This is a genomic window from Buttiauxella sp., assembly GCF_049686335.1.
Taxonomy (GTDB): Bacteria; Pseudomonadota; Gammaproteobacteria; order Enterobacterales; family Enterobacteriaceae; genus Buttiauxella.
Window position 1 is genome coordinate 121,074 of sequence record NZ_JBAVHX010000010.1, and the last position, 12,371, is coordinate 133,444.

General features: G+C 50.0%; 13 protein-coding genes. 8 read left to right on the top strand and 5 right to left on the bottom strand.

Annotated features, from left to right (window positions below; all coding sequences use genetic code 11):
- Positions 1–68: 68 nt before the first annotated feature.
- Together edd and kdgA are read left to right on the top strand one after the other, a co-directional pair.
- Entirely contained in the window at positions 69–1,880 is a 1,812-nt protein-coding gene (edd, locus tag WBL83_RS09205) for a phosphogluconate dehydratase (protein ID WP_424588861.1), read from the top strand.
- 63 nt (positions 1,881–1,943) lie between these two features.
- On the top strand, positions 1,944–2,582 hold the full coding sequence (kdgA, locus tag WBL83_RS09210) for a bifunctional 4-hydroxy-2-oxoglutarate aldolase/2-dehydro-3-deoxy-phosphogluconate aldolase (RefSeq protein WP_424588862.1): 639 nt from the start codon (positions 1,944–1,946) through the stop codon (positions 2,580–2,582).
- A gap of 152 nt (positions 2,583–2,734) precedes the next feature.
- Here kdgA and purT read toward each other — a convergent pair whose 3' ends face one another.
- Entirely contained in the window at positions 2,735–3,913 is a 1,179-nt protein-coding gene (gene purT, locus WBL83_RS09215) for a formate-dependent phosphoribosylglycinamide formyltransferase (RefSeq protein WP_424588863.1), read from the bottom strand.
- 138 nt (positions 3,914–4,051) lie between these two features.
- Between purT and WBL83_RS09220 the strand changes: the two genes are divergently transcribed.
- The 3 genes from WBL83_RS09220 (at position 4,052) to ptrB (ending at position 7,348) form a co-directional block, all read left to right on the top strand.
- The gene (locus WBL83_RS09220) at positions 4,052–4,396 is read left to right on the top strand and encodes a YebG family protein (protein WP_424588864.1); all 345 of its coding nucleotides are present in this window, start codon (positions 4,052–4,054) and stop codon (positions 4,394–4,396) included.
- A 117-nt stretch (positions 4,397–4,513) separates the two neighbouring features.
- On the top strand, positions 4,514–5,197 hold the full coding sequence (locus WBL83_RS09225) for a tellurite resistance TerB family protein (RefSeq protein ID WP_424588865.1): 684 nt from the start codon (positions 4,514–4,516) through the stop codon (positions 5,195–5,197).
- A 93-nt stretch (positions 5,198–5,290) separates the two neighbouring features.
- Positions 5,291–7,348: an oligopeptidase B gene (gene ptrB / locus WBL83_RS09230; RefSeq protein WP_424588866.1), complete on the top strand. Its 2,058-nt coding sequence runs from the start codon at positions 5,291–5,293 to the stop codon at positions 7,346–7,348.
- A gap of 7 nt (positions 7,349–7,355) precedes the next feature.
- On the opposite strand, the gene exoX is transcribed toward ptrB, so the two are convergent.
- The 3 genes from exoX to WBL83_RS09245 all read right to left on the bottom strand — a co-directional run bounded on the left by exoX (position 7,356) and on the right by WBL83_RS09245 (position 9,152).
- Positions 7,356–8,018 carry an exodeoxyribonuclease X gene (exoX, locus tag WBL83_RS09235; protein ID WP_424588867.1) on the bottom strand — a complete coding sequence of 221 codons (663 nt, stop codon included), beginning with the start codon at positions 8,016–8,018 and terminating at the stop codon, positions 7,356–7,358.
- Positions 8,019–8,056: 38 nt separating this feature from the next.
- A complete protein-coding gene (locus tag WBL83_RS09240; protein ID WP_424588868.1) occupies positions 8,057–8,788 on the bottom strand; it encodes a carbon-nitrogen hydrolase family protein in 732 nt (243 codons plus the stop codon).
- A gap of 133 nt (positions 8,789–8,921) precedes the next feature.
- Entirely contained in the window at positions 8,922–9,152 is a 231-nt protein-coding gene (locus WBL83_RS09245) for a DNA polymerase III subunit theta (RefSeq protein ID WP_424588869.1), read from the bottom strand.
- A gap of 148 nt (positions 9,153–9,300) precedes the next feature.
- Between WBL83_RS09245 and yobA the strand changes: the two genes are divergently transcribed.
- From yobA to WBL83_RS09260, 3 genes are read left to right on the top strand one after another with little or no spacing between them, the layout of a single operon-like run.
- The gene (gene yobA, locus WBL83_RS09250; protein ID WP_424588870.1) at positions 9,301–9,675 is read left to right on the top strand and encodes a CopC domain-containing protein YobA; all 375 of its coding nucleotides are present in this window, start codon (positions 9,301–9,303) and stop codon (positions 9,673–9,675) included.
- A 5-nt stretch (positions 9,676–9,680) separates the two neighbouring features.
- Complete coding sequence (copD, locus tag WBL83_RS09255) at positions 9,681–10,553, top strand: copper homeostasis membrane protein CopD (RefSeq protein WP_424588871.1); 873 nt, start codon at positions 9,681–9,683, stop codon at positions 10,551–10,553.
- 26 nt (positions 10,554–10,579) lie between these two features.
- Positions 10,580–10,921 carry a YebY family protein gene (locus WBL83_RS09260; protein WP_424588872.1) on the top strand — a complete coding sequence of 114 codons (342 nt, stop codon included), beginning with the start codon at positions 10,580–10,582 and terminating at the stop codon, positions 10,919–10,921.
- Positions 10,922–11,269: 348 nt separating this feature from the next.
- On the opposite strand, the gene WBL83_RS09265 is transcribed toward WBL83_RS09260, so the two are convergent.
- Complete coding sequence (locus WBL83_RS09265; protein WP_424588873.1) at positions 11,270–12,307, bottom strand: phage integrase; 1,038 nt, start codon at positions 12,305–12,307, stop codon at positions 11,270–11,272.
- Positions 12,308–12,371 lie beyond the last annotated feature (64 nt).

Sequence of the window (12,371 nt, forward strand, 5' to 3'; positions counted from 1 at the left end):
CGAAAACAGAGCCGGTAACGTCGACCACCTGCCCAAAGCGACGGCAGCCACTTTAAAGAGGATCTTTTATGAATCCAATTTTGTTACGCGTAACAAAACGCATCGTTGAACGCTCCCGCCAGACCCGTGAAACTTATCTGGCCCGCATCGAAAAAGCGAAGTCCAACACCGTCCATCGTTCTGAGTTGGCGTGTGGGAATCTGGCCCACGGATTTGCGGCTTGCCAACCAGATGATAAAGCCGCGCTGAAGAGCATGTTGCGTAACAATATTGCGATCATTACTTCCTATAACGACATGCTCTCAGCCCATCAACCGTATGAGTATTACCCTGACCAGATCCGTAAAGCGCTGCATTCAGTTGGTGCCGTAGGGCAAGTTGCGGGCGGTGTGCCAGCCATGTGCGATGGTGTGACGCAAGGCCAGGATGGAATGGAGTTGTCTTTGCTCAGTCGCGAGATTATCGCGATGTCTACCGCTATCGGTCTGTCACACAATATGTTCGACGGTGCGCTGTACCTGGGGGTATGCGACAAAATCGTCCCTGGTTTGACTATGGCTGCACTGTCATTTGGTCATTTACCCGCGGTGTTTGTCCCGTCAGGCCCGATGGCCAGCGGTTTAGCAAATAAAGAGAAAGTCCGTATCCGCCAGCTTTATGCAGAAGGCAAAGTTGACCGTATGGCTTTACTTGATTCTGAAGCTGCGTCCTATCATGCGCCAGGTACCTGCACCTTCTATGGCACCGCCAACACCAACCAGATGGTGGTTGAGTTTATGGGGATGCAATTGCCAGGATCATCGTTCGTTCATCCAGATGCCCCGTTGCGCCATGAGTTAACGGCAGCGGCGGCACGTCAGGTGACACGCCTTACCGGTAACGGTAATGAGTGGATGCCAATCGGTAAAATGATTGACGAAAAGGTCGTGGTCAATGGCATTGTTGCGTTGCTGGCAACCGGCGGTTCAACCAACCACACCATGCACCTGGTGGCGATGGCGCGTGCGGCAGGTATCATCATTAACTGGGATGACTTCTCTGATCTTTCTGATGTGGTGCCGTTACTGGCGCGCCTGTACCCGAACGGCCCGGCAGATATCAACCATTTCCAGGCAGCGGGCGGTGTACCTGTGCTGATGCGCGAATTGCTGAAAGGTGGGTTGCTGCATGAAGATGTGAATACCGTCGCGGGCTTTGGCTTGCACCACTACACCATGGAACCATGGCTGGATAAGGGTCAACTTGCGTGGCGTGAAGGGGCAACAACCGCACTGGATACCGATGTTATCGCGACCTTTGAAAAACCATTCTCCAAACACGGCGGCACCAAAGTCCTTAGCGGTAACCTCGGTCGCGCCGTGATGAAAACCTCTGCGGTACCGGTAGAAAACCAAATCATCGAAGCGCCAGCGGTTATTTTTGAAAGCCAGCATGATGTGTTACCTGCGTTTGAAGCAGGTCTTCTTGACCGTGATTGCGTGGTTGTTGTGCGTCATCAAGGGCCAAAAGCGAACGGCATGCCAGAATTACATAAACTTATGCCGCCACTTGGGGTATTATTGGACCGCTGTTTCAAAATTTCGTTAGTCACTGATGGACGGCTGTCGGGCGCGTCAGGTAAGGTGCCCTCTGCCATTCATGTTACCCCAGAAGCTTATGATGGTGGGCTGCTGGCAAAAGTCCGTGATGGCGATATGATTCGCGTCAACGGTCAAACGGGTGAACTGACATTGCTGGTCGATGATGCCGAGTTGGAAAAACGCACTGCATACCACCCGGATCTCAGCGCAGAACGCGTGGGAACCGGGCGTGAACTATTTAGCGCGTTACGCGAACAGTTATCTGGCGCGGAACAGGGCGCGACCTGCATTAAATTTTAAGGACCAGATGCAGCAATTGCCGCACTGGAAATGAATGATAAAGTTGGTTGAAGAGGCTCTTAGATGAAAAACTGGAAAACTACTGCGGAACAGATCCTGAAAACAGGACCGGTCGTTCCGGTTATCGTAGTAAACAAACTGGAACACGCAGTACCAATGGCTAAAGCGTTAGTGGCTGGCGGTGTTCGCGTTCTGGAAGTGACTCTGCGTACTCCATGTGCGATGGACGCTATCCGTGCAATCGCGAAAGAAGTCCCGGAAGCGATTATCGGTGCGGGTACCGTTCTGAACCCACAACAACTGGCAGAAGTAACCGAAGCTGGCGCGCAGTTTGCTATCAGCCCAGGCCTGACTGAACCATTGTTGAAAGCAGCAACTGAAGGCACCATCCCATTGATCCCAGGTATCAGCACCGTTTCTGAACTGATGCTGGGTCTGGACTACGGCTTGAAAGAGTTCAAATTCTTCCCAGCTGAAGCCAATGGCGGAACCAAAGCTTTGCAAGCAATCGCGGGTCCATTCTCTCAGGTTCGTTTCTGCCCAACCGGCGGTATCACTCCAGCGAACTACCGTGACTACCTGGCGCTGAAAAGCGTTCTGTGTATCGGTGGTTCCTGGTTGGTTCCGGCTGACGCGTTGGAAGCAGGTGATTTTGATCGTATCACCCAGCTTGCTCGTGAAGCCGTCGAAGGCGCGAAATAACACTTCATTCTTCGAGCCGCATCTGTGTTGGCATCCTTGCTCACCCCAGTCACTTACTCATGTAAGCTCCTGGGGATTTGCTGCGTCGCCGCCTTGATGCAACACGAATTATTCGTGTTATTGAATCCCCGCTCAATTGAGCGGGGATTTTTTTAGCCTTTGACGATGACGGCTTTCGTCGCTGCAATGGCGCGAGCTATGGCATCTTCTACGCTTGAGCCCGTTGCCAGTGCCACACCCATCCTGCGTTTACCACTGATTTCTGGCTTCCCAAACAGACGTACTTGTAAGCCTGCCCCCACCGCGCTACCGACGTTGCCGAACTGGACGTTATCACTGGTTAATTCTGGAAGGATCACCGCAGAAGCCGCCGGGCCATACTGGCGAATTCCACCAACTGGCAAGCCGAGGAAGGCACGCACGTGCAAGGCGAACTCTGATAAGTCCTGAGAAATCAGCGTCACCATACCGGTGTCATGTGGGCGAGGGGAGACTTCGCTGAAAATAACCTCATCACCACAGACAAACAGTTCAACACCAAACAGTCCGTAGCCACCCAATGATTTGACGACTTTTTCAGCAATTTCCTGCGCGCGGGCAAGGGCGACATCGCTCATTTTCTGCGGCTGCCAGGATTCACGATAATCACCATCTTCCTGGCGATGACCAATCGGGTCACAGAAATGGACGCCATCGATTGCGCTGATGGTCAGCAGGGTAATTTCAAAATCAAAATTCACCACGCCTTCAACAATCACACGTCCTTTACCGGCACGGCCGCCAAGCTGTGCGTACTCCCAGGCTTTTGCTAACTGATCGGCAGTGCGGATAAAACTTTGCCCTTTACCGGAAGAGCTCATAACGGGTTTGATGATACAAGGCAGGCCAATTTCTTCGACCGCGTGCAAGAACGCGGCTTCGCTATCGGCAAAACGGTAACTGGAGGTCGGCAAACCCAGTTCTTCGGCAGCCAGACGACGAATGCCTTCACGGTTCATGGTCAACTGGGTAGCACGGGCGCAAGGTACTACGTACTGACCTTGCTGCTCCAGTTCGACCAGCATATCCGTCGCAATCGCTTCAATTTCGGGAACAATGAAATCGGGCTTTTCAGTGGCGACCAGTTTTCTAAGCTCGGCACCATCCAACATATTAATCACGTGGCTACGATGCGCGACATGCATTGCCGGGGCATCAGCGTAACGATCGACGGCGATCACTTCCAGACCCAGGCGTTGACATTCTATCGCCACTTCTTTTCCTAATTCGCCCGAACCCAACAACATCACACGAGTAGCTGAAGGACGGAGCGCTGTTCCCAACATTGACATAATCTGTATACCCAAACGGAGAAAATAGACCGGCGGATTATAAACGAAAACGTTTGCGTACGCATCGGCTTTCCCGCTTGCGATGCAAGGGTAATATCATTATACTGTTTAAATAAACAGTTAAACCGGAGCTGCAAAATGGCGGTTGAAATCAAATACGTTGTTGTACGAGAGGGGCAAGAAAAAATGTCATTTGCCAGTAAGAAGGACGCCGACGCCTATGACAAAATGCTCGATCTGGCGGAAGTGTTGAGTGGCTGGCTCACTCACAGCCCAATAGCTCTCGAAGAAGGCCAAAATGACGTGCTGGCGATGTGGATGGCAGAAAACAAAGATGTGCTTTCCACCGTGCTGAAAAGCGGCAAATTGCCAGAACTTGAAGCCGCAGCTTCAGTAGAAGAACCCACTGAAGAGGTTTCTGACGAAGAGGCTTCCGACGAAAAAGTGGCCGAGCATCCGCGTAAGCGCACAAAAGCTGCCTAAGTTTTATCGCGTCGGGTTACCGGCGCGTTTCTTTTCTCATCTTTAGTCTGATCAGACACTTCTTGACAGCCTTTCGCATAACCTCAGTGGTTAACTTCCTTAAAAAGGGTGTCTCTCATGAGCAATTGGTTACAGCAACTTCAGTCTATGCTGGGACAAGCGACGCAGTCCGGCCAAAATCAATCGGTACAAAATCCATCATCGCAAGTGCCTCAGGGGCTGAGTAAATTACTGGTGCCAGGTGCACTGGGTGGTTTAGCAGGCTTACTGGTTGCCAGTAAATCATCGCGTAAATTACTGACAAAATATGGGACCAGCGCATTGCTGGTTGGCGGTGGTGCCGTGGCTGGAAGCGTGTTGTGGAGCAAATACAAAGATCGCGTCCGTGATGCCCACCAGGGTGAGCCGAATTACGGGCAGCAACAGTCGCCAATTGATTTGCGTACCCAGCGCCTGGTTCTGGCTTTGGTGTTTGCCGCCAAAAGTGATGGCCACATCGATGACAAAGAGCGCCAGATTATCGATCAGCAACTGCGTGATGCAGGAATTGAAGGCCAGGGTCGCAACCTGATTCAACAGGCCATCGATCAGCCGCTTGATCCGCAGCTTCTGGTGCAAGGCGTTAATAACGAAGAAGAAGCGCTGGAACTTTATTTCCTCAGCTGTGCTGCTATCGACATCGATCACTTTATGGAGCGTAGTTATCTCAATGCGTTGGGCGATGCGCTAAAAATCCCACAAGATGTGCGTGAAGGCATCGAACAGGATATTCAGCAACAGAAACTCAATCTGCCGGGTTAATCCCGGCATTTTCCTCAAAATCCCACGTTACGCTTGCAAGCCTGTCTGAATTTGCCACCCTTACAGGGTGTTAACTCAAAAATGAAAATCGACATGCCACCTAAAGCAAAAAAAATACCCCATACCATGACCACGCATGGTGATACCCGCATCGACAACTATTACTGGTTACGCGACGACGATCGCACCGATGAGCAGGTACTTGATTATCTTCATCAGGAGAATGACTACGGTCGACAGGTGATGAGCACGCAACAGGCGTTACAGGACCGGCTGCTTAAAGAGATGATCGACCGTATCCCCCAGCGGGATATTTCCGCCCCCTATACGCAAAATGGTTATCGCTACCGCCAGGTTTTTGAAACCGGCAATGAATACGCCATTTATCAACGCCAGTCAGTGATGCTCAGCGAATGGGATGAGTGGGACATCCTGGTCGATGGCAACCGCCGTGCAGCTCATAGTGAGTTTTACACCATGGGCGGAATGAGTATCACGCCAGATAATACGGTGTTGGCGCTGGCGGAGGATTTTCTCTCACGTCGCCAGTACGGTTTACGCTTCCGTAATCTCGAAACCGGGAACTGGTATCCGGAAGTGCTGGATAATGTCTCCAGTAGTTTTGTCTGGGCGAATGATTCCGCCACGCTTTACTACGTTCGCAAACATCCGAAAACGCTGTTGCCTTATCAGGTCTGGCGACACACGGTGGGACATCCTTCCATTGATGACGAGCTGGTGTACGAAGAAAAAGACGAAATGTTTTATGTCAGCGTGCATAAAACGACGTCGAAGCACTTTGTCTTAATTTACCTGAGCAGTGCCACGACCAGTGAAGTGTTGCTACTCGATGCCGAACTAGTGGATGCGCAGCCACAAAGCTTTGCACCGCGTCGCAAAGACCACGAATACTCGCTTGATCACTATCAGCACAATTTCTATTTACGTTCTAATCGCGACGGCAAAAACTTTGGTTTATATCGCAGTAAAGCCCGTGATGAAAAACAATGGGAAGTGCTGATCCCACCACGTGAACAGGTGATGCTGGAAGGGTTTACCCTGTTTACGGACTGGTTAGTGGTCGAAGAGCGCCAGCAGGGGCTGACCAGCCTGCGCCAAATCAACCGTAAAACCCGCGAAGTGACCGGCATTGCGTTTGATGACCCGGCGTATGTCACGTGGCTTGGCTACAATCCGGAGCCAGAGTCTTCACGTTTGCGTTACGGTTACTCGTCGATGACCACACCGGATACTTTGTTTGAGCTGGATATGGATACCGGTGAGCGGCGGGTGATTAAGCAAACTCAAGTCGCGGGATTTGACGCCAGCCATTATCGCAGTGAGCATTTGTGGGTCACGGTGCGTGATGGGGTGCAGGTGCCGGTTTCGCTGGTGTATCACCGTGAGCACTTCAAGCGCGGGAAAAATCCGCTGCTGGTTTACGGCTATGGTTCGTATGGCAGCAGCATGGATGCGGATTTCAGCAGCAGCCGTTTGAGCCTGCTCGATCGCGGGTTTGTTTTTGCCATTGCCCATGTGCGGGGCGGGGGAGAACTGGGTCAGCAATGGTACGAAGACGGCAAGTACCTGAAGAAAATGAACACCTTCAATGACTATCTTGATGTGTGTGATGCCTTGCTTAAACAGGGTTACGGTGATGAAAACTTACTGTATTCCATGGGCGGAAGTGCAGGCGGGTTACTCGTCGGGGCGGCAATCAACATGCGGCCAGAGCTATTTCATGGCGTCGTTGCACAGGTGCCTTTTGTTGACGTGCTGACCACTATGCTTGATGAGTCGATTCCGTTAACTACGGGGGAATTTGAGGAGTGGGGGAATCCGCAAGATCCTGAGTATTACCACTATATCAAACAGTACAGCCCGTACGACCAGGTCGCTAAACAAGCCTATCCTCATATCCTGGTGACGACCGGTTTGCATGATTCGCAGGTGCAATATTGGGAACCGGCAAAATGGGTGGCGAAACTGCGCGAGACGCGCACCGACGATAACTTGTTGTTGCTGTGTACCGATATGGATTCAGGGCATGGCGGGAAGTCAGGGCGCTTTAAATCATACGAAGGCGTGGCACTGGAATTTGCGTTCTTGATTGCCCTGGCGCAAGGCACATTGCCAGGGCGTGCGGAGTAATGCGCGGTTACCCTTCGAGATAATGCTTAAGTGTCATTCTCAAATCCGGCGCTAATTCCTTGATGTTATTTAACATCCAGCGTAAATAGCCCGGATCTTGTTCTGCGATTTCAGCAATCGGCTTACCGCGATATTTGCCAAACGCCATGGTGGACACCATTGTTGGGCGGCCAGTAATGGTCACCATCTGGTCTGGTGTCCAACCGGATTCATTCATTATCCGTATCAGCAAAGCCGCAGTAATATAGCAGTCGAACAGGGCACGGTGATGATAAAGCCCGGCTGGCGTTTCAACTTCCAGCTTGAGCGATTTATACAAACCCATGTTGCTATATTTGATTCCAGGCCATAAACGACGGGCCAGCTTAACGGTACAAATCCATTCGCTATCAGGCATTTCTGGCAACATGCGCTGGTCAAAGCTGGCATTATGGGCAACATAATACGGACTACCGTGATAGCGTGGAATGACATCTTCAATCCACGGCTTGTCTGCCACCATCTCTTCGGTAATCTTGTGAATGGCCATCGCCTGATGGCTGATAGGGCGATCCGGGCGCACCAAATCGCTCATAGGATTAACAATCTCACCATTGACGATATCGACGGATGCTACTTCCACCACGCCACCCTGCAAACCGCAGGTTTCCGTATCAATAATGCGCAGCATACTCACTCCATCATAACTTCGCAGGTTTGGTTAATCTGCTAGCGTAAAGGAATGATTTCTCCATGCCAACCTTTCTCATCACGACGACCCACAGCAAGTAATTCGCCATGATCGGCACGAACGACTAATTCCCCGCGATCGTCCCAACAAGCACTGCGCCCAGCGGAGCGGTATTTACCGGTCGAAAAGGCGTGATTTGCCAGCAAAACGGGCAAATTGTATTTACGCGCCCAACGTTGAAGATACATTTCGTCGTGCTGATAACTGATTTCGTTGATGAACTTTCCCGTGGCATACAGACTCGCGCCCATTTCGGCAGCACTACGCGGCCAGGTTTCTTCATCGCTGCCGGTACTGAATCCCATCGCAACGCTGCGATTATGTAAACCTACCAAAGGGGTTTGGTGACCTGGGAGGTCAATATCGCTTGAAAGTGGCTTGCAGCAGGCCACACGTGAACCATCAGGTAAGAAGCCTACTGAACCGGGAGACACGCCATTTTCACATTGCAACGGCAAACCCGCGACAATGGTCATTTGGTGTTCAATGGCGGCATATTGCAGAGGATTGAGACGTTCATCAGTGAAGGAGAGAGCACTGTCGGGGTGATTTTCTATGTTGAAACCGGTGAGAGAGAGTTCGGGAAAAATCAGCAGATCAATCTTTTCACGTACTGCACAACGAATAAAGTCTAAATGATGTGAGATATTCGATTCGAGGTCATCGGGTGTAGCGCCGTACTGCGCCGCAGCAACATTCCAGATAGGCATAAAGTCTTCCTTAATCATTCTACCCAACGGCCATCATCCTATGGCCGCAACAGGTATTTCCTGTGTTTATTGGTCTTATGACCAAGAAAAATCTTAACACCAATTATGTAAGGAAATTTATTGCTGTGTATATTTATTTCACTTTAGGCTCGTACGGCAGACGTGACAAATTCACTGACGCCAGGCGATGCGCAATCAAGCGCTCTCTGAACCAATCGCGAAGATGGGCAGGTTGTTCACGCTCCACCATTTCGGCAATCACCGGCATATTATAGCGTTCCTTAAATGCCACCCCGGCTGCGGCAAGATCCACATTAATCTTATCCATTTCGTCCTGGGGTAATTCAGCAAGATTGTGATTCATTTTGGTCTCCTGTTTTGTGCCGCAAAGGTACTTGCAGATGAAGTTGATGACAAGTCTTTACATTTATTGATAGCCGTTCTCATCTCGACTTAACCTGGGCTCAAGGTTATCCTTTTGCCGTCTTGAATAAGAAAAAGGAATAGTTGATATGGCTTTCACTCGATCTCGTCTTTTTACCCTCGCGACACTCTTAACGGCTCTTACCGTGTCCGGTTCAGTTTTTGCACATGCGCATTTACAGCATCAATACCCAGCGGCAGACGCTGCGGTTACCGCTTCACCTCAGGCGATTACCCTTAACTTCTCTGAAGGTGTTGAGCCCAATTTTAGCGGAATCACGCTGACCGGGCCACAGCAAGCCGCGGTGAAAACGGGTACGGCAAAACGTAACGAAAAAGACGACAAACAGCTTATTATCCCGATTGAAGAGGCGCTGAAACCGGGTGACTACTACGTTGACTGGCATGTTGTGTCGGTTGATGGACATAAGACTAAAGGGAAGTACCAGTTCTCGGTGAAATAATCCGTATGCTGCCTTCTTTGTATGTCGCGCTGCGATTTATCCATTTTTCCGCTCTTATGGTGCTGCTTGGTAGCACCATTTCATGCTCGGTGCTTGCCCCACGGCCATTTCAGCCAATTCTCGTCCGCCGCCTGAAGTGGCTGTGGCATTCGGCTGTCTGGCTGACCATGCTCAGTGCGGTATTACTGTTATGCGCTCAGGCCGGAATGATGGGCAGCGGATGGCCGGATACTATCAATCCACAGATCTGGTTTGCTGTGCTTGGCACGCGCTTTGGTTCAGTGTGGTTGTGGCAAATTTTACTCGGCGTGGTGACGGTTGTTGTTCTGCTGTTAAAACCCCGAAACTTACAATCACTTATGTTGCTACTCGCCGCCGGCCAGCTTATTTTACTGGCGGGCGTTGGGCATGCCGCGATGCGCGAAGGATTGTTCGGCGGTTTACAGCGACTAAACCATGCCGTGCATCTGTTGGGGGCGGGCTGGTGGGTTGGCGGGCTTCTTCCGTTGATTATGTGCATGCGCATGGCCAGAAAACCCCGCTGGCGAGAAGCGGCGATCACCGCGATGATGCGTTTCTCCCGTTACGGGCATCTGGCGGTTGCCGCTGTGCTACTGAGTGGAATAATCAACAGCCTGATGATTCTGGGATGGTCGTTGCCTCTGGAGAGCGACTATGTGCGCTTCTTGTTGGTGAAGGTTGTCTTTGTTGCCGCGATGGTTATCATCGCATTGTATAACCGCTATTTTTTGGTGCCGCGCTTTAACCGTGCGCCAACGGCAACAAAACAGTTCATCCGGTTAACCTGGTTGGAAATCATTTTGTCGGTGGCGGTCATCCTTGCAGTGAGCATTTTTGCTACCTGGGAACCGTACTGAAGACATTATTAGCTCAAGAGATATTCATGAAAAAAAGTATTTTGACGTTGTTGTTGCTGGCTTGCGCGGGCAGTGCGTTTGCCGCACCACAAATCATCACCGTGAGCCGTTTTGAAATGGGCAAAGATAACTGGGCGTTTAACCGTGAAGAGGTAATGTTGAGTTGCCGCGCGGGTCATGCGCTATTTGCTATCAACCCAAGCACGTTGATGCAATATCCGCTCAATGATATTGCCGAGCAGCAGGTGGCGAGCGGTAAAACCACCGGGCAGCCTATCTCTGTTATCCAGATAGACGATCCTAAAGCACCAGGGCAAAAGAAGAGTCTTGCTCCATTTATTGAGCGTGCCGAAAAGTTATGTAGCTAAACTTGCTAACATCTTCATTAATAATAAAAAACCGCAATTTCCAAGGCCCGGATATTGCGTTTTTTTTCTAAAATGTCACCTGTAACACAGTTTTTTTTCGAACACTTTCGCGCCCGACTGGAAAAGCTGCGCCGGTAATCTATTCTTAGAAGGCAAGGCGAAGTCTGCCTGCATTAATGCCAACTTTTAGCGCACGGCTCTCTCCCAAGAGCCATTTCCCTGGACCGAATATAGGAATCGTATTCGGTCTTTTTTTATTCGCTGATTAAAATCAGCGACTTATAATAAATTCAGTTACTTACCGCACATCCTGTTGCACTCCATTACACCCAATATGATGCTCTGTAGTCACTTTGTGGACGCCCCGCCAAGCTTACTGAGCGGGTTTAATATAAGCGCTTCCTCAAGATGATCAGGTGCAAAATGAGCATAACGCATCGTAACTCGAATATCAGAATGCCCCAAAATTCTTTGCAGGACAATAATATTCCCACCTCCCATCATAAAATGACTTGCAAATGTATGCCTAAGTACATGACTCATTTGGCCTTCTGGTAATTGAAGTTCGGCAATTTTTATTACGCGATAAAACTGGCGATAACATTGCTCAAAAGGCTTACCGTCACGGCTGATGAGTTCTTTATATAACTCATCAGATATTGGAACTGTTCGGTTCTTTTTGCCCTTCGTGTTTACGAAAGTAATCTTATTAGGTGAGAGCTGTGATTTCTTTAGATTTGCCGCTTCGCTCCAGCGTGCACCGGTGGAAAGGCAGATTTTAACAATCAACGTTAATTCAGGATTTCCATGACCACGACACGCACCCATCAATCTTTTCACTTCATCGTCAGTAAGCCAGGACATCTCTTTTTCAGGCTCATCAAACTCACGAATATTCTTGAGTGGGTTAGGGTAGTTAACCTCACCAAGCCGGGTTAACTCATTAAACACTGCTCGTAGAAAAGCATGTTCACAGTTGACCGTTCCGATGGAAACCTTGAGTGATTTTTCACTGGTTTTATAACCGTTAGCAATCTGGCCGGTGAGTCGTCTATCCCGGTAATGCGCCCAATCTTTAGCTGTAATTTGTGAGGCGACGGGATCGCCCAGGCCATTACAGATGATATGTAGCTTACCCAGGCGACCTTTCTTATCACTAAGAGAGCAACCATGTAACTTGTACCATAGCTCGATTAGCTCACTTAGATGTCGACGGTCATCCTTCTCTGCCATCCAGGGCTTTTGCTTCGCCTGTTCTAGTTGATAACTTTCATAGGCAAGCGCTTCACCTTTAGTGGAGAATTTCTTGCGAACACGCTTACTGCCGCGCCCATCGATATAAACATCGCAAAGCCATTGTCCATCGGCTTGCTTTCGTACGGTCATGTGAGAATCCTGCTAAATCAAATGATTGAAAATTACTGTATATTTAAACAGTATTCAATGTTTG

What these genes read in the sequence shown, in the direction of transcription:
- WBL83_RS09265 (WP_424588873.1), bottom strand. Translation starts at nt 12,307, where the DNA reads ATGACCGTACGAAAGCAAGCCGATGGACAATGGCTTTGCGATGTTTAT.
- copD (WP_424588871.1), top strand. Translation starts at nt 9,681, where the DNA reads ATGCTGCCTTCTTTGTATGTCGCGCTGCGATTTATCCATTTTTCCGCT.
- WBL83_RS09240 (WP_424588868.1), bottom strand. Translation starts at nt 8,788, where the DNA reads ATGCCTATCTGGAATGTTGCTGCGGCGCAGTACGGCGCTACACCCGAT.
- edd (WP_424588861.1), top strand. Translation starts at nt 69, where the DNA reads ATGAATCCAATTTTGTTACGCGTAACAAAACGCATCGTTGAACGCTCC.
- WBL83_RS09260 (WP_424588872.1), top strand. Translation starts at nt 10,580, where the DNA reads ATGAAAAAAAGTATTTTGACGTTGTTGTTGCTGGCTTGCGCGGGCAGT.
- ptrB (WP_424588866.1), top strand. Translation starts at nt 5,291, where the DNA reads ATGCCACCTAAAGCAAAAAAAATACCCCATACCATGACCACGCATGGT.
- WBL83_RS09245 (WP_424588869.1), bottom strand. Translation starts at nt 9,152, where the DNA reads ATGAATCACAATCTTGCTGAATTACCCCAGGACGAAATGGATAAGATT.
- yobA (WP_424588870.1), top strand. Translation starts at nt 9,301, where the DNA reads ATGGCTTTCACTCGATCTCGTCTTTTTACCCTCGCGACACTCTTAACG.
- WBL83_RS09225 (WP_424588865.1), top strand. Translation starts at nt 4,514, where the DNA reads ATGAGCAATTGGTTACAGCAACTTCAGTCTATGCTGGGACAAGCGACG.
- purT (WP_424588863.1), bottom strand. Translation starts at nt 3,913, where the DNA reads ATGTCAATGTTGGGAACAGCGCTCCGTCCTTCAGCTACTCGTGTGATG.
- WBL83_RS09220 (WP_424588864.1), top strand. Translation starts at nt 4,052, where the DNA reads ATGGCGGTTGAAATCAAATACGTTGTTGTACGAGAGGGGCAAGAAAAA.
- exoX (WP_424588867.1), bottom strand. Translation starts at nt 8,018, where the DNA reads ATGCTGCGCATTATTGATACGGAAACCTGCGGTTTGCAGGGTGGCGTG.
- kdgA (WP_424588862.1), top strand. Translation starts at nt 1,944, where the DNA reads ATGAAAAACTGGAAAACTACTGCGGAACAGATCCTGAAAACAGGACCG.